This is a genomic window from Agromyces sp. NPDC058136 (assembly GCF_042884375.1).
Lineage (GTDB): Bacteria > Actinomycetota > Actinomycetes > Actinomycetales > Microbacteriaceae > Agromyces.
In genome coordinates this window covers 290,547-310,571 of sequence record NZ_JBHVUA010000002.1, presented here as the reverse complement: position 1 = coordinate 310,571, position 20,025 = coordinate 290,547, and the positions used below count along the sequence as shown (strand labels likewise).

Annotated in this window: 16 protein-coding genes; 11 read left to right on the top strand and 5 right to left on the bottom strand. The window is 72.8% G+C overall.

Going from position 1 to position 20,025, the window contains the following annotated elements; translation table 11 throughout:
- Positions 1 to 36: 36 nt before the first annotated feature.
- Entirely contained in the window at positions 37 to 1,407 is a 1,371-nt protein-coding gene (locus ACFVTX_RS07715) for an NAD(P)/FAD-dependent oxidoreductase (protein ID WP_386899007.1), read from the bottom strand.
- 112 nt (positions 1,408 to 1,519) lie between these two features.
- Between ACFVTX_RS07715 and ACFVTX_RS07710 the strand changes: the two genes are divergently transcribed.
- The 4 genes from ACFVTX_RS07710 (at position 1,520) to ACFVTX_RS07695 (ending at position 4,528) form a co-directional block, all read left to right on the top strand.
- Positions 1,520 to 2,131: a hypothetical protein gene (locus tag ACFVTX_RS07710; RefSeq protein WP_386899006.1), complete on the top strand. Its 612-nt coding sequence runs from the start codon at positions 1,520 to 1,522 to the stop codon at positions 2,129 to 2,131.
- A 65-nt stretch (positions 2,132 to 2,196) separates the two neighbouring features.
- Positions 2,197 to 3,048, top strand: a complete 852-nt coding sequence (locus ACFVTX_RS07705) for a DsbA family protein (protein ID WP_386899005.1) — start codon at positions 2,197 to 2,199, stop codon at positions 3,046 to 3,048.
- Positions 3,049 to 3,060: 12 nt separating this feature from the next.
- A complete protein-coding gene (locus ACFVTX_RS07700) occupies positions 3,061 to 3,879 on the top strand; it encodes a cytochrome c biogenesis CcdA family protein (RefSeq protein ID WP_386899004.1) in 819 nt (272 codons plus the stop codon).
- 7 nt (positions 3,880 to 3,886) lie between these two features.
- Positions 3,887 to 4,528 carry a GntR family transcriptional regulator gene (locus ACFVTX_RS07695; RefSeq protein WP_386899003.1) on the top strand — a complete coding sequence of 214 codons (642 nt, stop codon included), beginning with the start codon at positions 3,887 to 3,889 and terminating at the stop codon, positions 4,526 to 4,528.
- 36 nt (positions 4,529 to 4,564) lie between these two features.
- Here ACFVTX_RS07695 and ACFVTX_RS07690 read toward each other — a convergent pair whose 3' ends face one another.
- Together ACFVTX_RS07690 and ACFVTX_RS07685 are read right to left on the bottom strand one after the other, a co-directional pair.
- Complete coding sequence (locus ACFVTX_RS07690; RefSeq protein WP_386899002.1) at positions 4,565 to 5,446, bottom strand: bile acid:sodium symporter family protein; 882 nt, start codon at positions 5,444 to 5,446, stop codon at positions 4,565 to 4,567.
- A 117-nt stretch (positions 5,447 to 5,563) separates the two neighbouring features.
- On the bottom strand, positions 5,564 to 6,637 hold the full coding sequence (locus ACFVTX_RS07685; RefSeq protein WP_386899001.1) for an alpha/beta hydrolase: 1,074 nt from the start codon (positions 6,635 to 6,637) through the stop codon (positions 5,564 to 5,566).
- 95 nt (positions 6,638 to 6,732) lie between these two features.
- Between ACFVTX_RS07685 and ACFVTX_RS07680 the strand changes: the two genes are divergently transcribed.
- The 5 genes from ACFVTX_RS07680 (at position 6,733) to ACFVTX_RS07660 (ending at position 17,171) form a co-directional block, all read left to right on the top strand.
- Positions 6,733 to 7,308 (top strand): GNAT family N-acetyltransferase, encoded by a 576-nt coding sequence (locus ACFVTX_RS07680; protein WP_386899000.1) that lies wholly within the window; start codon positions 6,733 to 6,735, stop codon positions 7,306 to 7,308.
- A 136-nt stretch (positions 7,309 to 7,444) separates the two neighbouring features.
- Positions 7,445 to 10,642, top strand: coding sequence for a glycoside hydrolase N-terminal domain-containing protein (locus ACFVTX_RS07675; protein WP_386898999.1), 3,198 nt, complete (start codon positions 7,445 to 7,447; stop codon positions 10,640 to 10,642).
- A gap of 102 nt (positions 10,643 to 10,744) precedes the next feature.
- Positions 10,745 to 12,109, top strand: coding sequence for an FAD-binding oxidoreductase (locus ACFVTX_RS07670; RefSeq protein WP_386898998.1), 1,365 nt, complete (start codon positions 10,745 to 10,747; stop codon positions 12,107 to 12,109).
- Between the two features lie 138 nt (positions 12,110 to 12,247).
- Positions 12,248 to 15,160 (top strand): MMPL family transporter, encoded by a 2,913-nt coding sequence (locus ACFVTX_RS07665; RefSeq protein WP_386898997.1) that lies wholly within the window; start codon positions 12,248 to 12,250, stop codon positions 15,158 to 15,160.
- A gap of 1 nt (position 15,161) precedes the next feature.
- A complete protein-coding gene (locus ACFVTX_RS07660; RefSeq protein ID WP_386898996.1) occupies positions 15,162 to 17,171 on the top strand; it encodes a YhgE/Pip domain-containing protein in 2,010 nt (669 codons plus the stop codon).
- Here ACFVTX_RS07660 and ACFVTX_RS07655 read toward each other — a convergent pair whose 3' ends face one another.
- Positions 17,172 to 18,161, bottom strand: a complete 990-nt coding sequence (locus ACFVTX_RS07655; RefSeq protein WP_386898995.1) for a DUF5937 family protein — start codon at positions 18,159 to 18,161, stop codon at positions 17,172 to 17,174.
- A gap of 83 nt (positions 18,162 to 18,244) precedes the next feature.
- On the opposite strand from ACFVTX_RS07655, the gene ACFVTX_RS07650 reads away from it, so the two are divergent.
- Both ACFVTX_RS07650 and ACFVTX_RS07645 read left to right on the top strand, forming a co-directional pair.
- Complete coding sequence (locus tag ACFVTX_RS07650; RefSeq protein WP_386898994.1) at positions 18,245 to 18,631, top strand: cupin domain-containing protein; 387 nt, start codon at positions 18,245 to 18,247, stop codon at positions 18,629 to 18,631.
- Between the two features lie 57 nt (positions 18,632 to 18,688).
- Entirely contained in the window at positions 18,689 to 18,979 is a 291-nt protein-coding gene (locus tag ACFVTX_RS07645) for a DUF4287 domain-containing protein (RefSeq protein WP_386898993.1), read from the top strand.
- 24 nt (positions 18,980 to 19,003) lie between these two features.
- Here the strand turns inward: ACFVTX_RS07645 and ACFVTX_RS07640 are convergent, their stop codons facing one another.
- Positions 19,004 to 19,990 carry a CPBP family intramembrane glutamic endopeptidase gene (locus tag ACFVTX_RS07640; RefSeq protein WP_386898992.1) on the bottom strand — a complete coding sequence of 329 codons (987 nt, stop codon included), beginning with the start codon at positions 19,988 to 19,990 and terminating at the stop codon, positions 19,004 to 19,006.
- Between the last annotated feature and the right edge of the window lie 35 nt (positions 19,991 to 20,025).

Here is a 20,025-nt window from a genome sequence, read left to right as displayed (position 1 = left end):
AGCGCAATTCTCCTGCAGAAGCAACGGATGGCGCGCTCAGCGCCCCGCGACGAGGTCGGCGACGCGGGCGATGGGCGAGGTCGTGGCGCGACCGCGCTGCTCGCCGCGGTCGGCGGCGTGGTACGCGGTGTAGATCGCCTGCACGGCGAGCCAGCGGAGCGGTTCGACCTCCCACTTGCGGGCGCGGTGCCCGACCCACGGCAACTTGGTGAGTTCGGTGTCGCGGCCGAGCACGAGGTCGCTGAGGGTGCGGCCGGCGAGGTTCGTCGCGGTGACGCCGGTCCCGACGTAGCCGCCCGCCCAGCCGAGACCCGTCGCGGGGTCGTGGCCGACGGTCGCGGCCCAGTCGCGCGGCACGCCGAGCACCCCGGCCCAGGCGTGGTCGATCGAGGCATCCGCGGCAGCCGGGAAGAACCGTGCGAGCAGCGTGCCGAGCCCCTCGATCGTGCGCTGCTGGGTCTCGCCGTCGCGGTCGACGCGCGAGCCGTAGCGGTAGGGCACGCCGCGCCCGCCGAAGGCGATGCGGTCGTCGGCGGTGCGCTGCGCGTACATGTAGACGTGCGCGAAGTCGCCGAGGGTCTCGCGGCCGTTCCAGCCGATCTCGCGCCACACGGCGGGGGCGAGGGGCTCGGTGACGATGAGTGACGAGTTCATCGGCAGCCAGGTGCGGTGCTCGCCGCGGAGGTCGGGTGTGAAGCCCTCGGTGGCGCGCAGCACGTGGGCGGCGCGCACGGTGCCGCGCTCGGTGCGGGCCTCGCCCGGGCGGATCTCGGTGACGGCGGTGCCCTCGTAGATCGTGACGCCGAGGCGTTCGACGGTCTCGGCGAGGCCCTTGACGAGCTTCGCGGGGTCGACGCGGGCGCAGTGCGGGTGCCAGACGCCGCCGAGCACGCCGTGCACGTTCACGCGGGCAGCGGTCTCGCGGGCGCCGAGCAGTTCGACGTCGGTGTCGGGCCACGACTGCTCGTCGGCGTCGGCGGACTTCAGCCGGGCGAGCTGGGCGGCGTTCAGGGCGACGTTGAGCTCGCCGCCCTTGTGGATGTCGGCGTCGATGCCCTCGGCGGCGGCGACCGCGATGACCTCGTCGACGGTGGCGTTGAGGGCGCGCTGCTGGGCGATCGCCGCGTCGCGGCCGTGCTGCTTCACGTACTGCTCGCGCCCGCCGGTGACCGAGTTGGTGAGCCAGCCGCCGTTGCGCCCCGAGGCGCCGTAGCCGGCGAACTCGCGTTCGAGCACGGCGATGCGGAGGTCGGGCTGCGCGCGCTTCAGGTAGTACGCCGTCCAGAGGCCGGTGTATCCGGCGCCCACGATGGCGACGTCGACGTCGAGGTCGCCGCCGAGGGCGGGGCGCTGCGCGGGCAGGCCGAGGTGCTGCCACCAGTACGAGACGCCGCCGTTCACGGTCATGCGTGGTTCCTCTTCCTCGTCGATGCGAACCGTTGTAAAACAGTGTTTTGAAACGTAGTGCCCGGCATGGCAGGCTGTCAAACGACGAGCCGACGCGAACGAAGGGGGCAACGTGCCGATCGAGGTCGACGCCGAGGAGCGCCTCGCCGACATCGCCCGCGCGACCGTCGAGATCGCCCGCGAGCAGGGCACGGGCGCGATCACGCTCCGCGCCGTCGCCGCCCGGCTCGACCGCTCGACGGCGTACATCACGAACTTCGTGCCCTCGCGCGCGCACCTCATGGCGAACGCGCTCGAACACGCGCGCGCCCAGTGGGACGCCGAGCGCGCCGCCCACCTCGGCGAGCTCCTCGGCGTCGAACGCCTCGCCGCCCTCACCCGGTGGATGTGCAGCTCCTCCCCCGAGGAGAACGTGCTGCGCAGCCTCTGGATCGAGGTCATCGCCGACGTGCGCGGCGCCAACCGGCGCGCCTACGAGGTCGTGAGGGGGGTGACGGATGCCACGTACGGCAAGTTCCTCGCGGGCGCGGGGCACATCGTGGCCGGCGACGAACCCGTCGACCACGAGACCGCCGCGCACATCGCCGACATCCTCTACCTGTACTGCCGCGGCTACGAGGTGAAGGCGGTCGAAGACCCCGAATCGTGGACGGACGAGCGGGTGCAGGCCTCGCTCGAGGTACTGCTCGCGGCGCTCGTGTTCGACGGCGGCCCACGGCGCTGACGCCGGAGCCGCGGTCTCAGTCCCGACCCAGCTTCATCTTGGATACAAGTTGTATCCTTCCGAGCATGGGCACGAAGCAGACGACCCCGAACCCCGCCGAGACTCCCGCGAAGGGCGAGCGACCCGGCCACGCGACGGCCCACGGCGCCGCGCTCGAGCGGCGGCTGCGCCGCTCGAAGATCCTGAACGTCGTGCTCGGCATCGCCACTGCGTTCCTCCTCGTCGTCGTCATCGCGCAGAGCTTCCCGCAGTCGACCGTCGCGGCCCCGGGCGGCGGCGACGGCACGGCGACCGCCGGGCCCGAGGCATCCGGCACCGCGAACTACGCCGAGAACCCCGCGATCGCGCTGCGCGATGCCGACGACCCGCTCGCGATCGGCGACGTCGACGCGCCTGTCGTGCTCGTGGAGTGGGCCGACTTCCGCTGCCCGTACTGCGCGGTGTTCACGAACCAGACGCTGCCCGTCGTCCTCGACGAGTACGTCGAGTCGGGGCTCGTGCGCTACGAGTTCCGCGATGTCGCGTTCTTCGGCGACGACTCGACCGCCGCCGCCGTCGCCGTCCGCGCCGCGGGCGAGCAGGGCCGCTTCCAGGAGTACCTCGAGGTGATCTACGCCGCCGCCCCCGAGAAGGGCCACCCCGACATGCCGCGCGAGAAGCTCGTCGGCTTCGCGAAGGAGGCGGGCGTGCCCGACCTCGCCGCGTTCGAGGCCGACCTCGACCGGGCCGACCTCGCCGAGGCCGTCACCGCGAGCACCGCGCAGGCGCAGCAGCTCGGCGTCACCGGCGTGCCGTTCTTCGTCGCCGGCGACCAGGCGCTCTCGGGCGCGCAGCCGATCGACGCCGTCCGCGCGTTCCTCGACGAGCAGCTGCTCGCCGCCGGCGTCGACGCGGCAGACCTGCCCACCGCCCGCTGACCCCGGCGACCCGTGGATCTCGGCTTCGCCGGCGCGTTCATCGGCGGCATCCTCACCCTGCTGAGCCCGTGCTCGGTGATGCTGCTGCCCGCGTTCTTCGCGTACGCGTTCACCACGCCGACCCGCCTCATCGCCCGCACCGGCGTCTTCGCGCTCGGCCTCATGACGACGCTCGTGCCGATCGGCGTGCTCTCGGGCACGGTCGGCGCGTTCGTCAGTGCGAACCGCACGCTGCTCGTCACGATCGCCGCGGTCGTCGTCATCGTGCTCGGCCTCGTACAGGTGATCGGCATCCCGCTGCCCGCGTTCACCCGTGACACGGGCGCGGGCGACGACGCGGGCGACGCCGGCTCCGTGGCATCCGTCTACCTGCTCGGCACCGTGTACGGGCTCGCGGGCGTCTGCGCGGGGCCGGTGCTCGGCTCGGTGCTCACGCTCGCGGCGCTCGGCGGAAGCCCCCTCTACGGCGGGCTCGCGCTCGCGATCTTCGCGCTCGGCATGACGGTGCCGCTGTTCGTGCTCGCGCTCCTGTGGTCGCGCTCGGCATGGGTGCGCACGCTCGTCCGGCCGCGGATGCTGCGCATCGGCCGCTGGTCGAACACCTGGACCCAGGTCGTGGCCGGACTCATCGGCATCGGGCTCGGGGTGCTGCTCATCGTGACCGACGGCACGGCCGGACTCTCGGGCCTCCTCGGCGCCTCGCAGCAGTTCGCGATCGAGTCGAGCGCGCTGCGCGCGACGGCCGGCATCCCCGACCTCGTCTTCGTCGCCGCCGCAGCCGCCGTGCTCGTCGGCGTGTGGCTGGTGCACCGCCGTGCCCAGCGGAGATGATGGGCGGGTGCCGACCACCGACAGCGCCGCCGAACGCGCCTACGCCGCGACCCGTACGGCGATCCTCGACGGCACCCACCGCCCCGGCAGCATGCTCAGCGAGAACGAGCTCGCCGGCCGCCTCGGCATGAGCCGAACCCCCGTGCGCGCCGCCCTCGCCCGCCTGCAGGACGAGGGCTGGATCACGATCTACCCGAAGCGCGGCGCCCTCGTGCGCGAGCTCGGCCCGCGCGAGATCGCCGACCTCGCCGACGCCCGCCTCATCCTCGAGGCGATGGGCGTGCAGCGGGCGACGAGCGAGGTGCGCCGCAGCCTCGCCGACCGGCTCGAGCCGGGCCTCGCGGCGCAACGGGCCGCCCTCGTCGCACGCGACCTCGACGGCTTCGTCGAGCTGACGATCGCGTTCCACCGCTCGTTCGTCGAGGCATCCGGCAATGCCGTGCTCGTCGAGATCGGCGACCGGCTCGCCGACCGGCAGCGGCTGCTGCTGAGCGCCCACCGCGACCTCCTCTTCGAACGCGTCGACGAGACGATCGCCGAGCACCTCGCCCTCATCGAGGCGCTGCGCGCCGACGACCCCGCCGCGTTCGCCGAGGCGCTGCGCGCGCACATCATGGACACGCACGGGCCCGAGCTCGGGCCGGTCTGAGCGGGGTCGGCGGCCCGGCTGCCGACCCCGCTCACCTCAGGCAGACGCAGTCGGAACCGCCTCCGCGACCGGCTTCCGCTCGCGGATCAGGAACCCGAACGCGAGCGCGACGAAGAACATCAGCACCCCGTAGACCGCGGCGGGCAGGCTCATCTCGACGCTGCCGATGACCGTCTGCGCGATCACGATCGCGAGCGTCGCGTTGTGGATGCCGATCTCGAACGAGGTCGCCACCGACTGCGCCCGCCCGACCTTCAGCAGGCGCGGCACGAGGAACCCGACGGTGAGGCTCAGCACGCAGAACAGCACCGTGATGAGCGCGAGGGTGCCCGCGTTCGCGAGCAGCAGCTCGAGGTTCGAGGCGATGGCGCCCGCGATCACGACGATGAGGATCACGACCGAGGCGATGCGCACCGGCTTGTCCATGCGGTCGGCGAAGGCGGGCTTCCACCAGCGCACGAGCATGCCGAGCGCGACGGGTACGAGCACGATCGCGAACACCTCGATCGTCTTCGCGATCTGGAGGCCCAGCCCCTCGTCGCCCGGCAGGAAGTACGCGATCGCGAGGTTCGTGATGAGCGGCAGGGTGAACACGGCGAGCACCGAGTTCACGGCGGTGAGCGAGATGTTCAGCGCGACGTCGCCGCGGAAGAGATGGCTGTAGAGGTTCGCGGTCGTGCCGCCCGGGGATGCCGCGAGCAGCATCATGCCCACGGCGAGCACCGGCGGCAGATCGAAGAGGAGCACGAGTCCGAAGCAGATGAGCGGCAGTAGCAGGAGCTGGCAGACGAGGGCGACGAGGGCCGCCTTCGGCTGCTTCGCGACCCGCGCGAAGTCTCGCGGGGTGAGCGAGAGGCCGAGGCCGAACATGATGATGCCGAGCGCGACGGGCAGCCCGATCGTGGTCAATGGACCCATGAGGTGATCACTCCTTCGTGATGACGGTGGGTCACAGTCTGGAGGACGCGGCGGGTGCGTGTCACCTGCGAATCCAGGGGGCTGCGGGAGGCGCGCCGGAGTGCGCGTCGCCCGGCGTCAGCGGGTGTGCTCGTCGAGGAAGTCGAGGGTCTCGTCGAGGGCGAGCTGCGCCTCGTCGAGGTCGAGGTGGAACTGGTACTCGTGGCCGAGCGCGGGCGCGTGCTCGGCCGGCCAGAACAGTTCGTGGGTCTCGACCCCGGCGTCGGCGAGCGCGCCCGCCATCGGCACCGACTGGATCCAGGTGAGCGCGTCGCCGTTGCCGCCGCTGATGAACGTCGGCGGGAACTCCTCGGTCACGAACTCGATCGTCGACATCATCGAACCGGGCGCGCTCGACGACCAGTCCTTCGTGCCCGTGTACGCCCAGAGCGCGACCTTGAAACCCCACTCGCCGATCCCGTTGAGCTCGGCCATCGACCGCAGGTCGTAGACGCCGCAGTTGAGGATCACCCCGGCGAGCTGCTCGGCGTCGAGCGCCGGTTCGATGCCGAGGAGGTAGGCGTAGCGCGGGTTCGTGGTGAGCACTGCGAGCTGGCTCGCGAGCTGCGCGCCGGCCGAGTCGCCTGCGAGCACGAGGCGATCGGGGTCGATGCCGAGCTCCTCGGCGTGCTCGACAAGGTACCCGAGGGTGTCGTTGAGCTCGTTCACGGCGGTCGGGTAGGTGGCCTCGGGTGCGATCGAGTAGTCGACCCCGATCGCGGTGTAGCCCTCGCTCGCGAGGATCCGCAGATAGGGGGCGACGTCGGCCTTGCGGCCCGAGATCCACGCGCCGCCGTGCACCCAGACGACCGTCGGGCGCGCTTCATCGTCTCCGGCCGGTGTGAACACGTCGAAGCCGGCGCCCGTCGCGCTGCCCTCGATCGGCACGTCGAGGCGTTCGTCGACGCCGCCGTCGGGTGCGTGGCGCTCCATCTCGGCGATCGTCGCCGCGGCGCCCTGCTCGAACACCCAGCGGATCGCGAGCGCCGAGGGCCACGGCGAACTCGCCGCGACCGCGCCGAGCGCGGTGACGACGAACGCGGCGATGAGCGCGGTCAGCGTCCAGCGGCGGGCGCGCGCCGACCACGGCGGGCGACGGGCGAGCACGCGCTCGAGCTCGTCGGGTCGGGTGGTTCGCTCACGAGTGGGCACGGCTCACATGCTGGCAGAGGGCCGGGAGCACGCGAGGTGGGCGCGCCGTCCGGGTCTGCCCGCCGCGTGTCGGCGGCCGGTGGCAGGCTGGGCGCATGGCGATCGAAGTGCGGCCCGCGTCGGTGTACGACGACGTCGCGGCGGTGATCGGGCCGAAGAAGCCCACGTCGAACGTGTGCTTCTGCCTGAGCTACCGGCTGCGCTCCTCGAAAGAGAATCTCGCGCTCGCCGGCCCGGCCCGCGGCGACCGCGTGCGCGAGCTCTGCCACGAGACGCCGCCGCCGGGCGTCCTCGCGTACGACGACGACGAACCGGTCGGCTGGGCGGCGGTGCATCCGAGGGCCGACACGAGTTTCGCGACCAATCGCAAGATCCCGCACGTCGACGAGCTCGACGTGTGGTCGCTCTGGTGCTTCCGCGTGCGCCCCGGCCACCGCGGCGAGGGCATCGTGCACCACCTGCTCACCGGGGCGGTCGAGTTCGCCCGGGCGAACGGGGCGCCGGCGATCGAGGGCTACCCCGTCGACAACTGCGACGCGAAGGTCGACCTCACGATGGCGTACGTCGGCACCCGCCGGGCGTTCGAGCGAGCAGGCTTCACGAAGGCGGCCGACACCACCTCGGTGCTCAACCGCTTCCCGCGGGTGCTGATGCGCCTCGATCTCGACTGACGACGAGCCTCTCGCGCACAGGCCTATACATCCGATCTTTAATCGGGCAAGATGAGCAACGGTCGCAGATTCACCCGAATCTGCGACCGTTCCGCACCGAAACACCAGATCAATGATGCTCCGGAGGTCCCCACGCATGCTCGAACGCGAGATCCCGCGCCGCCGCGCCCTACAGCTCGGCGGGTTCGTCGCCCTGGCCCCGCTCGTGCCACAGTTCCTCGCCGCCCAACCCGCGGCGGCCCTCGTCGGCGGTCGGGCGGCCGCCGCCGTCGGCGGAGGCATCCCCATCCCCGAGCTCTCGACGAAGTCGCTCTGGTACGGCACGCCCGCGACCGACTGGGAGACGCAGGCCCTGCCGATCGGCAACGGCCGACTCGGTGCGATGCTCTTCGGCAACCCCGACGAGGAGGTCGTGCAGTTCAACGAGCAGAGCCTCTGGGGCGGGCTCAACGACTACGACAACGCCCTCGCCGGCAAGCCCGACGGCGCCTACGACACGAGCGTGACCGGCTTCGGCTCGTACCGCGACTTCGGCACCCTCACGATCGGGTTCGGCGCGCGCCCGAAGGTGACCGCGCCGGGCGGCCCCTACAAGATCTGGGGCGCCGAAGACGTCGACAAGAGCTACGACGGCAACAGCCAGACGAAGTGGTGCATCGACGGCCCGCCGGCGCACGTGCTCTGGCAGGCCGAGCTGCCCACCGCCGCCGTCGTGACGTCGTACAGCTTCACGAGCGCGAACGACGTGCCCGCCCGCGACCCGCAGGAGTGGCGCGTGCTGGGCTCGAACGACGGCAGCGCCTGGGCGACGCTCGACTCGCGCACCGGAGCACCGTTCGAGCAGCGCTTCCAGACCAAGACGTACGAGTTCCAGAACGCGGCCGCCTACCGCTTCTACCGCATCGACTTCGTGCCCAAGGCCGGGGTGAGCCACTTCCAGCTCTCCGAAATCGGGCTGGGCGGCGTCGAGCTGGCGCAGGGCGGCAGCGTGTACGTCTCGTCGCCGACGGGCCACGCCGACTCGCTCGTCGGCAGCGTCGACGGCGAGGCATCCACCGTCTGGCAGGTCGACGACGCCGGATCGGGTGCCGCGTGGCAGCTCGAGCTCGGCGCGAAGCGGGCGCTCACCGGCTACGTGCTGACGAACGCGCCCGACGCACCCGAGGGCGACCCGCGCGACTGGGTGCTCGCCGCCTCGAACGACGGCGTCACGTGGACGACCCTCGACACGAGGTCGGGCGTCGCGTTCGCCGGCCGCAGCGAGGCGCAGAGCTTCTCGTTCGCGAACGGGACCGCGTACTCGCACTACCGCCTGACGTTCACCGCACCGGGCGCGTTCCGCCTCGCCGGGGTCGCGTTCACGGGCAGCGGCTACACGACCCGCGGGCAGCGCCAGGTCGTCGGCTACCGTCGCGCGCTCGACCCCACGGTCGGCCTGCACACCGCCCACTTCGCGACCGTCGCCGGCACCGTGCTGCGCGAGGCGTTCGCGAGCCGCGAGGCCGACGTCGTCGTGCTGCGTTACACGAGCGACACCGCCGGCGCCCTGACCGGCACGATCGCCCTCGCCTCCGAGCAGGAGAACTCGCCGACCTCGGTCGACGTGGCGGCCCGCCGCCTCGGCGTCGCGGGCACGATGGCCAACCAGCTGAGCCACGCGGCCACGGTGCGCATCGCCGACACCGACGGCGAGGTCACCGCCGACGGCGCGGGCCTCCGCGTGAGCGGGGCGTCGACCATCACCCTCCTCCTCGACGCGCGCACCGACTACAAGCTCAGCGCCGCCGACGGCTGGCGCGGCGCCGCGCCGCAGCCCGGCATCGACGCCGCGCTCCAGGCGGCGGGCGCGCGCAGCTTCGACGAGCTGCGCGACGAGCACGTCGCCCAGGTCTCGGCGCTCATGTCGCGCGCCGCGGTCGAGTGGGGCGAGACGGATGCCTCGGTGCTGGCGCTGCCCACGACGGCGCGCCTCGCGCGCTACGGCGCAGGAGCGGCCGACCCGACGCTCGAGCAGTCGATGTACGACTTCGGCCGCTACCTGCTGCTGAGCTCCTCGCGGCCGGGCGGGCTGCCCGCCAACCTGCAGGGCCTCTGGAACAACTCGAACCAGCCGGCGTGGGCGAGCGACTACCACACCAACATCAACGTGCAGATGAACTACTGGGGCGCCGAGACGACCGACCTGCCCGAGTCGCACGAGGCGCTCATCTCGTTCGTGCAGCAGGTCGCGGTGCCGAGCCGGGTCGCGACGCGCAACGCCTTCGGCGAGAGCACCCGCGGCTGGACGGCCCGCACCTCGCAGAGCATCTTCGGCGGCAACTCGTGGGAGTGGAACACGGTCGCGAGCGCCTGGTACATGCAGCACGTGTACGAGCACTGGGCGTTCACGCAAGACAAGAAGTACCTCCGCGACACCGCCTACCCGCTGATCAAGGAGATCTGCGAGTTCTGGGAGGACCGGCTCAAGGAGCTGCCCGACGGCACCCTCGTGGCGCCCGACGGCTGGTCGCCCGAGCACGGCCCCCGTGAAGACGGCGTCATGTACGACCAGCAGATCATCTGGGATCTCTTCCAGAACTACCTCGACTGCGCCGACGCGCTCGACATCGACGCCGAGTACCGGGCCACGGTCGCCGACCTGCAGGCGCGGCTGGCGCCGAACAGGATCGGCAGCTGGGGCCAGCTGCAGGAGTGGCAGGCCGACCGCGACAACCCGACCGACATCCACCGGCACACCTCGCACCTGTTCGCGGTCTACCCGGGCCGGCAGATCACGCCCGAGTCGGCCGAGTTCGCCGCGGCGGCGCTCGTGTCGCTCAAGGCGCGCTGCGGCGAGAAGGAGGGCGTGCCGTTCACGGCGGGCACGGTCTCCGGCGACAGCCGCCGTTCGTGGACCTGGCCGTGGCGCACCGCGCTCTTCGCCCGGCTCGGCGATGCCGAGCGGGCCGGCATCATGCTGCGCGGCCTCATCACCTACAACACCCTCTCGAACCTGTGGTGCAACCACCCGCCGTTCCAGCTCGACGGCAACTTCGGCATCACCGGCGCGATCGCCGAGATGCTGGTGCAGAGCCACGACGGCGTCATCCGCCTGCTGCCGGCGCTGCCCGCCGACTGGGCGGCCTCGGGGTCGTTCACGGGCCTCCGCGCCCGCGGCGGCTACTCGGTGAGCTGCGAGTGGAAGGACGGCCGGGTCGTCTCGTACGACGTCGTCGCCGACCGTGCGGGCAACATGTCGAACGTCATCGTCGTCGTCGACGGGACGCGGCGCAAGGTGAAGCCCGCGAACCCGAAGAACGGCAAGCCGATGCGCGAACTCGGCAAGGCCGGCTGAGTCGCTTCTCGAGTTCGTGAGCAGGGGATGCCCCGGGCGAACGCCCGGGGCATCCCTCGTGTCGGAGGGGCGCGCTAGCTTTGCCCCGACGAAGGGACACCGATGACCGCCTCGCACCACCCCGCACCGCTCGAACGGCTCCGCACCGAACTCCGGGGCACACTGCTCCTGCCCGGCGACGCCGGCTACGACGCCGCGCGCACCCCGTGGAACCTCTCGATCGAACAGCGCCCGGCCGCGGTCGCCGAGCCCGCCGACGTCGACGACGTGCGGGCGATCGTGCGCGCCGCCCGCGAAGCCGGGCTCGGCGTCACCGCGCAGCCCAACGGGCACGGCGCCTCCGACGACCTCGACGGCGTCGTGCTGGTGCGTCCGCGGCGGCTCGACGAGCTGCACGTCGACGTCGAGGCGCGAGTGCTGCGCGTCGGCGCGGGTGTCAACTGGGGTCGCGCCCTGGCGGCGCTCGAGGGCACCGGCCTCATCGGGCTCGCCGGCTCGAACCCCGAGGTCAACGTCGTGGGGCTCGCGATCGCCGGCGGCCAGTCGATGTTCAGCCGCCGCTACGGGCTCACGGCCCGGTCGATCATCGCGGTCGAACTGGTCGACGCCGCGGGCGACGTCCGTCGGGTCACCGACGCCGACGACGGCGAGCTGCTCTGGGCGCTCCGCGGCGGCGGCGGGCTGTTCGGCGTGATCACCGCGATCGAGCTCGCGCTCCACCCCGGTGACGCCCTCTACGGGGGTGGCCTCGTGTTCCCCGCCGAGTCGGCGACCGCCGTCCTCTCGGCCGCCTACGCACTCGCGCACGACGAGCCCGAGCTCGGGCTCGACCTCGGCATGATGCGCTTCCCCGACCTGCCCGTCATGCCGCCGCACCTGCGCGGGCGCATCGTCGCGACGGTCGGGCTGGTGCACGTCGGCGACGAGGCGACCGGGCGCGTCTTCGCCGATCGGCTGCTCGCCGTCGCCGAGCCGATCGCGAATTCCCTCACCCCGTTCACGATCGGTCAGCTCGCGGCGGTGGCCGCCGAACCCGTCGACCCCATGCCGACCGCCGACTTCGGTGCCGCGATCGGCCCGCTCGACGAGACGTTCGCGGGCGACTTCGTCGAGGCCTTCCTCCGCGGCGCCGAACACGGGCTGACCCGCTGCAGCATCCGTGCCATGGGCGGCGCGATCGCCGAGGAGCTGGGCGCCGAGCTCTCGGCCATCGGGGCGGTGCACGCCCCCGGCCTGCTCAGCTCGGGCGCGCTGCTCCTCGATCCGACGGTCGACGGGGCCGCGGCCCTCGCGCCCCTGCGGGAGCTCGCCGCGAGGTATCCGGCCGAGGGCATGGTGCCGAGCTTCCTGGGCTCGCAGACGAGCCTCGCCGACGCGTTCGGCCCCGCGGTGCTCGACCGGCTCGCCGCTGTGAAGCACCGCGTCGACCCCGACGGGTTGATCCGCAGCAACCGACCGCTGCGCTGACGTCCGAGGGCCTCGGGCCTGACACGGCAAGACACCCCCACTACCGGTGTCTTGCCGTGTCTGTCCCCCGGTTCTAGCCTGAGATGCACCCCGCCAGACCGACGAGGTCCCCCGAATCCGCTCCGGAACGGTGACCGCATGTCTTCAGCGTTGTACGCCCTGGGCCGCTGGGCATTCCAGGCACGTCGCGCGATGCTGCTCATCTGGGTCGCCGTGCTCGCGGTGCTGTTCACGGGGACGGCGCTGCTCAGCGAGGGCACCGACAACAGCTATTCGATCCCCGGCACCGAGTCGCAGGAGGCCCTCGACGCGCTCGCGCGCACCTTCCCGCAGGTGAGCGGCAGCTCGGCGCAGCTCATCGCGGTCGCGCCCGAGGGAGGTTCCGTCACCGACGCCGATTTCGAGGCGGCCGTCGACGACGCGGCGAGCGCGATCGCCGCGCTCCCGCAGGTCACCTCGGCGACCTCGCCGTACTCGTCGGCGACGAGCGGCGCTGCGAACATCGCGAGTGACGAGTCGGCGGTGATCGTGCCGATCCAACTGTCGGTGTCCACGAGCGAGGTGCTCCCGTCGACGGCCGACGCGTTGCAGGCGGCCGGCCGCTCGCTCGAGGCTGCGCTGCCCGACGGATCGGAGGTCGCGGTCGGCGGACAGCTCTTCTCGCAGACCTCGACGGGCATCAGCGTCACCGAGCTGCTCGGCATCGCGATCGCCTACGTGGTGCTCCTCATCACCTTCGGCTCGCTCATCGCCGCCGGGCTGCCGCTCGTCACGGCGCTGCTCGGCGTCGCGGCATCCCTCTCGATCGTGCTCGCCGGCACCGGGTTCATGACGATCACCTCGACGACGCCGCTCCTCGCCCTCATGCTGGGCCTCGCCGTCGGCATCGACTACGCGCTCTTCATCGTCTCGCGCCATCAGGACCAGTTGAAGCACGGCCTCGACCCCGAGGAGTCGGCGGCGCGCGCCGTCGCGACCTCGGGCTCTGCGGTGGTCTTCGCGGCGACGACGGTCATCATCGCGCTCCTCGGGCTGACCGTGGCCGGCATTCCGTTCCTCACCACGATGGGCGTGGCCGCGGCGCTCGCGGTGGCGGTGGCCGTGCTCATCTCGCTCACGCTGACTCCGGCGCTCCTCGGGTTCGCCCGCTGGCGGGTGGTCGCGAAGCGCTTCCGCCCGGGCGGCACCGACGCGGCCGAACGCACGGTGAGCGAGGCTGCCGATGCGCCCGAAGAAGCAGCGGGGGAAGCGGAGGAAGCGGAGACGGCGGCGGAGACCATGGAGGAGACCGCCGAGGAAGACGCTCGATCGATCGACGACGAGGACGGCGTCGATCCGCCCGTGCACCGAGGGTTCTTCTGGGGATGGGTGCGCACCGTGACCCGATGGCCCCCCGTGACGATCGTCGTGATCGTCGGGCTGCTCGGGCTCGCGGCGCTGCCCGCGGCGCACCTGCGGCTCGCCCTCCCCGACGCGGGCTCGCTCGAGGAGGACGCCCCCGGCCGCATCGCCTACGACCTCATCGCCGAGCACTTCGGGCCCGGCTACAACGGCCCGCTCATCGTCACGGGCACCGTCATCGAGAGCACCGACCCGGTCGCGCTCATGGACGACCTCGCCGCGTCGATCGCCGCCGTGGACGGGGTGGCGGCGGTGCCGCTCGCGACGCCGAACGAGACGGGCGACACGGGCATCGTGCAGGTGATCCCCGAGGGCGCGCCCGACTCGGAGGCGACGGCGGCGCTCGTCGCCGAGCTGCGCGCGATGCACGACGACTGGCAGGAGCAGTACGGCGTCGATCTCTCGGTGACGGGCTACACGGCCGCGGGCATCGACATCTCGGCGCAGCTCGCCGGCGCCCTGCTGCCCTTCGGGCTGCTCGTCATCGGGCTCTCGCTCGTGCTGCTCGCGATGGTGTTCCGCTCGATCGTAGTGCCGGTGACGGCGGCCCTCGGCTACGCCCTCTCGATCGGCGCGGCGTTCGGGCTCACGAGTGCCGTCTTCGTCGACGGCGTGTTCGCCGAGCAGCTCAACGTCGCGGACGTCGGCACGGTGATCAGCTTCATGCCGATCATCCTCATGGGCGTGCTCTTCGGGCTGGCGATGGACTACGAGGTGTTCCTCGTCAGCCGTATGCGCGAGGACTACGTGCACCAGGGCGACGCCGAGGCGGCGGTCGACGCCGGGTTCCTGAGCTCGGCGCGGGTGGTGACCGCGGCGGCGATCATCATGTTCGCGGTGTTCGCGGCGTTCGTCCCCGAGGGCGACGCGTCGATCCAGCCCATCGCGTTCGGCCTCGCGGTCGGCGTCGCGATCGACGCCTTCGTCGTGCGGATGTCCCTGATCCCGGCGGTGCTCGTGCTGTTCGGTGCGCGCGCGTGGTGGATGCCGCGAAGCCTCGATCGCGCGCTGCCCCACTTCGACATCGAGGGTGAGGGCCTCGCCGAGGAGTTCGCCCTCGCCGACTGGCCGGAGCCGGGCGCTCGACTCGCGATCGCGGCCGACCGCGTGCGCGCGGCCGTGCCCGGCCTCGACGACGAGACGGATGCCTCGCCCCACCTCGATGCGATGGTGCCGCGCGGTTCGCATCTCATCCTCCTCGGCGGCACCGATGATGAGCGCACCCGGCTGCTGCTCGCGGTCTGCGGGCGCGGCTCCGTCGCCGCAGGCCGGCTGAAGGTCGCGGGGTTCGTCGTGCCTCCACGGGCGGCGGCGGTCCGGGCCCGCTCGGCATTCGTGCGCTTCGCCGCATCGCCGACCGCCCTCGACGAGGTGCGTGCCGCGCTCGCAGCCGACCCCGAGCTGCTCGTGCTCGATGCGGTCGAGGAGGTGGGCGACCCGACCGTCGTACGGGGCATCCGTGCGCTGCTCGCCGAAGCTGCGGCGAGAGCGGGCTCCGGGCGGCATGGCCCGGCGCTCAGCGTCGTGGTCGCGGCGGGCGACGCCGAGGCGGCGGAGCGGCTGCTGCCGGGCGGTGCTCCCCGGCAGGTCGTCGAGCTGAGCGCCCCGGTCCGGGCCGGCGCCGCCCCGAGCTTGGCGGCGGCAGGCTGACATGGCCTCGCACACGTTCGCGGCGACCTCGGGCTCGGAGCGGCTCGGCCGATTCGCGATGCTCGGGCTCGTGCTGCTCCCCGTCCTCATCGGCGGGGTGCTGAGCTGGGCGCTCGCCGCGCCGACCGAGCACCTCGACCGGATGACGGCGGCCATCGTCAACGAGGACGAGCCCGTCACGATCGACGGACGCACCGTACCGCTCGGTCGGCAGTTCGCGGCAGGACTGATGGAGGGCGGCGGCGACGCGGCGACGGGCCCGAGCGCGAGCCCGAGCCCGACCGCGAGCGCGAGCGCGAGCTCGAGCCCGAGCGCCAGCCCGCCCCCGACTGCCAGCGCGACCCCGAGCGCGGTGGCGTCGCCCCCGCCGACCCCGTTGCCGTCCCCCGCCGCGGGGACCCCGACCGAGTCCCCGACGAACTTCGACTGGGTGCTGACGAACGCCGACGAGGCAGCGGCAGGCCTCGCGAGCGGTCGCTACAGCGCCGTCGTCACGATCCCTGCCTCGTTCTCGGCGGCGGCGACCTCGTTCAGCGGAGCCGCGAGCGACGCGAGGCAGGCCGCCATCGAGGTCGCGACGACCCCGGCCTCAGCGGTCCTCGATCCGGCGCTCACCGCCGCGGTCACCCGGGCCGCGGTCGATGCGCTCAACCGGCAGCTCATCGAGCAGTACCTCTCGCAGGTGTACCAGGGCTTCAACACCATCGACGAGCAGATCGGCGACGCGGCGGGCGGCGCCGCCCAGCTCGCCGACGGCGCGAGCTCGCTCGACGCGGGGGCCGCCCAGCTTGCCGCAGGCGCCGCGTCGCTCGCCGACGGCCTCGCCGCGCTCGAGACCGGCGCCGTCGAGCTCTCGGCCGGTGTCTCGGCGCTGGATGCCGCGGCCGGCCCGCTGCCCGGCGCCTCGAGCCTGCTCGCCGATGGCGCGGCCGAGGTCGCCGCGGGCGTCGATGCGCTCGCGAGCGACCTGGCCGGCGCGACCGCCGAGTTCGCCGCGGTGGTCGACCGCGTGTGCACGACCCCCGGCCCGGTCTGCGAGCGCGCGTCGACCGCGCTCGAGAACCTGCGCGGGCTCGATGCGAAGATCGATGCCCTCGCCGGCGGCGCCGACGGGGTCGCGACGGGCAACGCCGACCTGTCCCGGGCGACCACGGGCCTCGTCGACGGTCTCGACGCCGCCGCGACGGGTGCCGACGACCTGGCGAGCGGTGCGAGCGGAGCGAGCAGCGGGGGCGCCGAGCTCGCGAGCGGGGCAGGCGAGGTCGCGAGCGGCGCGGGCTCGCTCGATGCGGGCGCCGCGCAGCTCGCCGCCGGCCTCGCGCAGGCGAGCGAGCAGATCCCGAGCTACACCGACGACGACATCACGACGCTCTCGACGGTCGTCTCGCAGCCGGTCGCCGCCGATCAGGGCTCGGGCACCCCCGGGGTGCTTTCGGTGCCGCTCTCCTGCGCGCTCGCGCTCTGGCTCGGCGGCCTCGCGCTCGCGCTCGCCCGTCGCGCGGTGCCGATCGAGCGCCTGTCCGCGGCCGATCCGTCGCGGTCGATCGCGTGGCGCGCGGTGCTGCCCGGGCTCGGCCTCGGCGCCGCGCAAGGGCTCGTGGTGGGCGTGGTGGTGCTCACGGGCCTCGCCGTGACGCCGGTGCAGGGTGCGGCCTTCACCGTGGCGAGCATCGCGGTGGGGGCGGTCTTCGCGATCGCGAACCAGGGGCTCGCCGCGGCCTTCGGCGGTGCCGGGCGCCTCGTCGCGGTGTTCATCGCGCTCGTCGCGTTGACCGCCGGGCTCTCCTCGACGGTGCCCCCGTTCGTCGCCGCCGCGGCGGCGACGGTCCCGACCGCTCCGGCGCTGCAGCTGCTGGGCGGCACGCTCGCCGAAACCGCGGCCGTCTCGGGAACCGTCTGGGGCCCGCTCGGACTGCTCGTGCTCGTCGCCGTGGCGGCGTTCGCCCTCGTGCTCGCCGGGGTCGCCGTGCGCCGGAGCGGCGATCCGCGACGATTCGCCTCGGTCGACTGATCAGAGCACCGCGCCGACGAGCGCCTCGCCGAGCGGCGTGCGCAGATGGAGCATCCGTGCCCCGTCTCTCGTGGAGGTGACGAGCCCGCCGTCGCGCAGCACCGCGAGGTGGTGCGAGGCGGTCGAGACGGCGATGCCGAGGGCTGCGGCGACCTGGGAGGTGGTGCGGGCGGTGTGCGCACCGAGCAGGATCTCGGCGCGGGCGGGGCCGATGAGCGCGCCGAGCGCGGCCTCCGTCCCGGCTGAGTCGCGCGCCCAGGTCTCGGTGACGCCCTGCGCGGGGTAGAAGACGCTGGGCTGCACGGGCGGTTCGGTGAGCACCATGCAGCCGGCGCCCGACATCACCGACGGCACGAGGACGAGGCCGGAGCCACGGCAGTCGAGTGCTTCGCGGTGGAGGCGCAGTTGCACGCGCACGGCGTGGTCGTTCCAGCTGATGCGCGGGTGCAGCTCGCCGACCATGGCGGCGAGCCCGCTGGTCGCGGCGCGGCGGGCGCGCACGGCGATGTCGGCGCGCAGGAGGCGTTCGAGCTGGGTCCACACGGGGGCGAGCGCAGCGGCCCAGACCTCGCTCCAGGCTTCGGCGATCATGGCGCGGGCGCGTTCGGGTTCGTCGATCATGCGGAGGATCGCCTGCTGCCGCGCCCCGCTCGAGCGCAGCACCATCTTGTGCAGGTCGACGAGCATGGGCGCGACGGGTGCCGCGGCGAGGTGGGCGGCCTCCTCCTCGGGCTCGAGGTCCCAGCGGGGGTCGGCGGTGAGGAAGTCGGGCATGTAGCCGTCGACGCCGATGAGCACCGCGAGCAGTTCGAAGGACTCGCGCGGCAGGCGCCCGCGCACCGCGCGGAGCCACCCCCACTGCAGCGGGTGGTCTTCGGGGCGTTGCAGCACGCGAACGGCGTGGCAGAGCTCGTGCCCGGGAGAGATGCCGAAGCGGATCGCGGAGATGTCGTCGGGCGCGAGTCGGAAATCGACGTAGTTTCGATCCACATCGAAACTCTAGAGCGTCGGATGCCACGGCGCGAAGCTGTTCGCAGATCAACACCGAGACATCCCGAACCGAGGAGCCGAACGTGAACGCCGCAGAGATCACCCTCACCCCGACCATGACGCCGCCCGAGACGCCGCGTGTCGTCTCGGCCGAGGAGCTGCGCATCGGCACCGGCCGCACGCGCCGCTTCGTCGGCCTCGAGCACGGCGCCCGCATCTCGTACTTCTTCGTCGACAACGAGCCCGGCGAGGGTCCCGACCTCCACTGGCACCCCTACGCCGAGACGTGGATCGTGCTCGAGGGCACCGCCCGCATCACCGTCGGCGACACCGAACTCGTCGCGCACGCCGGCGACACCGCAACGGCGCCGGCCGGCGTGTGGCACGGCTTCAAGAACGCCGGCGAGGGCAGGCTGAAGCTCATCGGCATCCACGCCGCCGAGACGATCGTGCAGACCTGGGCCGAGTAGCCCGCCCGCTGTCCACCGAACCGAAGACCACCGACCACCCACCGAAGGAGCATCCGAATGTCGTTCCAGGCCTACCTCGACAACATCGAGACGAAGACGGGACTCACGCCGCGCCAGTTCATCGAGCTCGCGAACGAACGCGGCTTCGACGCCACCACGAAGGCGACCCCCATCGTCGCCTGGCTGAAAGAGGACTACGGCCTCGGCCAGGGGCACGCGATGGCGCTGGTCCACGTCATCACGAAGGGCCCGCAGATCAGCACCAAGCACGTCGGCACCGACGGCGTGCACCGCGACGCGACCGACACCCTGTGGCTCGACGGCAAGGCGACGAACCCGAATCCCTGACGCGGCGCGGCGGCGCGGCCCGGTTCAGCCGAGCCGCGCCGCGAGCCGCGAGGCGCGGAACTGGCCCACGGCGACGAGCAGCACGATCAGCACGGCGAACACGCCGCAGGTGATGAGCCCGAGCGGGCTCGCGAGCCACGCCTCGGGTGTCGGCGAGCCGGCGGCGATGACGAGCGCCCCGAGCCCGGCCGAGGCGTTGAACGCGCCGTGCGCGAAGACCGCGGGCCACACCGAGGCCGTTCGCAGCCTGGTCCAGCCGAGCAGCACGCCGAAGAGGGTGCACGCGAGCATCATGAGCAGCACGCCGGTGCCGTCGGTCAGGCCGTAGTTGTAGCCGAGCAGGATGAGCGGGCTGTGCCAGAAGCCCCAGAACGCGCCCGAGAGGAGCAGGGACGGCCACACGCCGAGCGGGCGCAGGGCGGGCAGCAGCCACCCGCGCCAGCCCACCTCCTCGCCGAACGCGAGCGGGGCGTTGATGACCGCCCCGACCGGGATCATCAGGAACTGGGCCGCGACCACGAGCCCCATGGGCGGCAGCGGCTGGCCCGGCGGCAGCTGCGCGGAGATCAGCTCGGTGAACCCCGAGAAGCCGACCAGGTCGAACACGGCGAGCCCGAGCACGCCGACCACCACGAGGCCGGCGCCGATGACGAGCGGCATCGCGACGATCATCGCGAGGCTCGTGCCGATGGTGCGGCCGACGGGCCGAAGCGGCCACATGCCGAGTTCGCGCAGGATGTCGCGTGCCGGACGCCGGCCGCGGATCCGCCCGTCGACGACGATCGCGACGAACGTCGCCGCGGCCGGGGTCAGCATCATCGCCATGGCGATGAGCGGCAGCAGCGGGTCGCCGAGCCCCTCGCCGCGCGCCCACAGCGGCGCGGCGACGAGCCAGGCGAGTCCGCACGACACGAGCGCGAACACGCCGACCGCCGCCCAGGGCACGGTCGCACGCGTCTCGGGCGGTGCTTCGACGTCGGCGGTGGCCTGGGTTTCGATACTCTCGCTCACCCGGGTCACGCTACCGAGCCGCGCCCCGCAGCGGA

Excerpts from the sequence above, each read along its gene's own strand:
- ACFVTX_RS07705 (WP_386899005.1), top strand. The coding sequence starts at position 2,197 with ATGGGCACGAAGCAGACGACCCCGAACCCCGCCGAGACTCCCGCGAAG.
- ACFVTX_RS07680 (WP_386899000.1), top strand. The coding sequence starts at position 6,733 with ATGGCGATCGAAGTGCGGCCCGCGTCGGTGTACGACGACGTCGCGGCG.
- ACFVTX_RS07645 (WP_386898993.1), top strand. The coding sequence starts at position 18,689 with ATGTCGTTCCAGGCCTACCTCGACAACATCGAGACGAAGACGGGACTC.
- ACFVTX_RS07665 (WP_386898997.1), top strand. The coding sequence starts at position 12,248 with ATGTCTTCAGCGTTGTACGCCCTGGGCCGCTGGGCATTCCAGGCACGT.
- ACFVTX_RS07670 (WP_386898998.1), top strand. The coding sequence starts at position 10,745 with ATGACCGCCTCGCACCACCCCGCACCGCTCGAACGGCTCCGCACCGAA.
- ACFVTX_RS07715 (WP_386899007.1), bottom strand. The coding sequence starts at position 1,407 with ATGACCGTGAACGGCGGCGTCTCGTACTGGTGGCAGCACCTCGGCCTG.
- ACFVTX_RS07690 (WP_386899002.1), bottom strand. The coding sequence starts at position 5,446 with ATGGGTCCATTGACCACGATCGGGCTGCCCGTCGCGCTCGGCATCATC.
- ACFVTX_RS07660 (WP_386898996.1), top strand. The coding sequence starts at position 15,162 with ATGGCCTCGCACACGTTCGCGGCGACCTCGGGCTCGGAGCGGCTCGGC.
- ACFVTX_RS07675 (WP_386898999.1), top strand. The coding sequence starts at position 7,445 with ATGCTCGAACGCGAGATCCCGCGCCGCCGCGCCCTACAGCTCGGCGGG.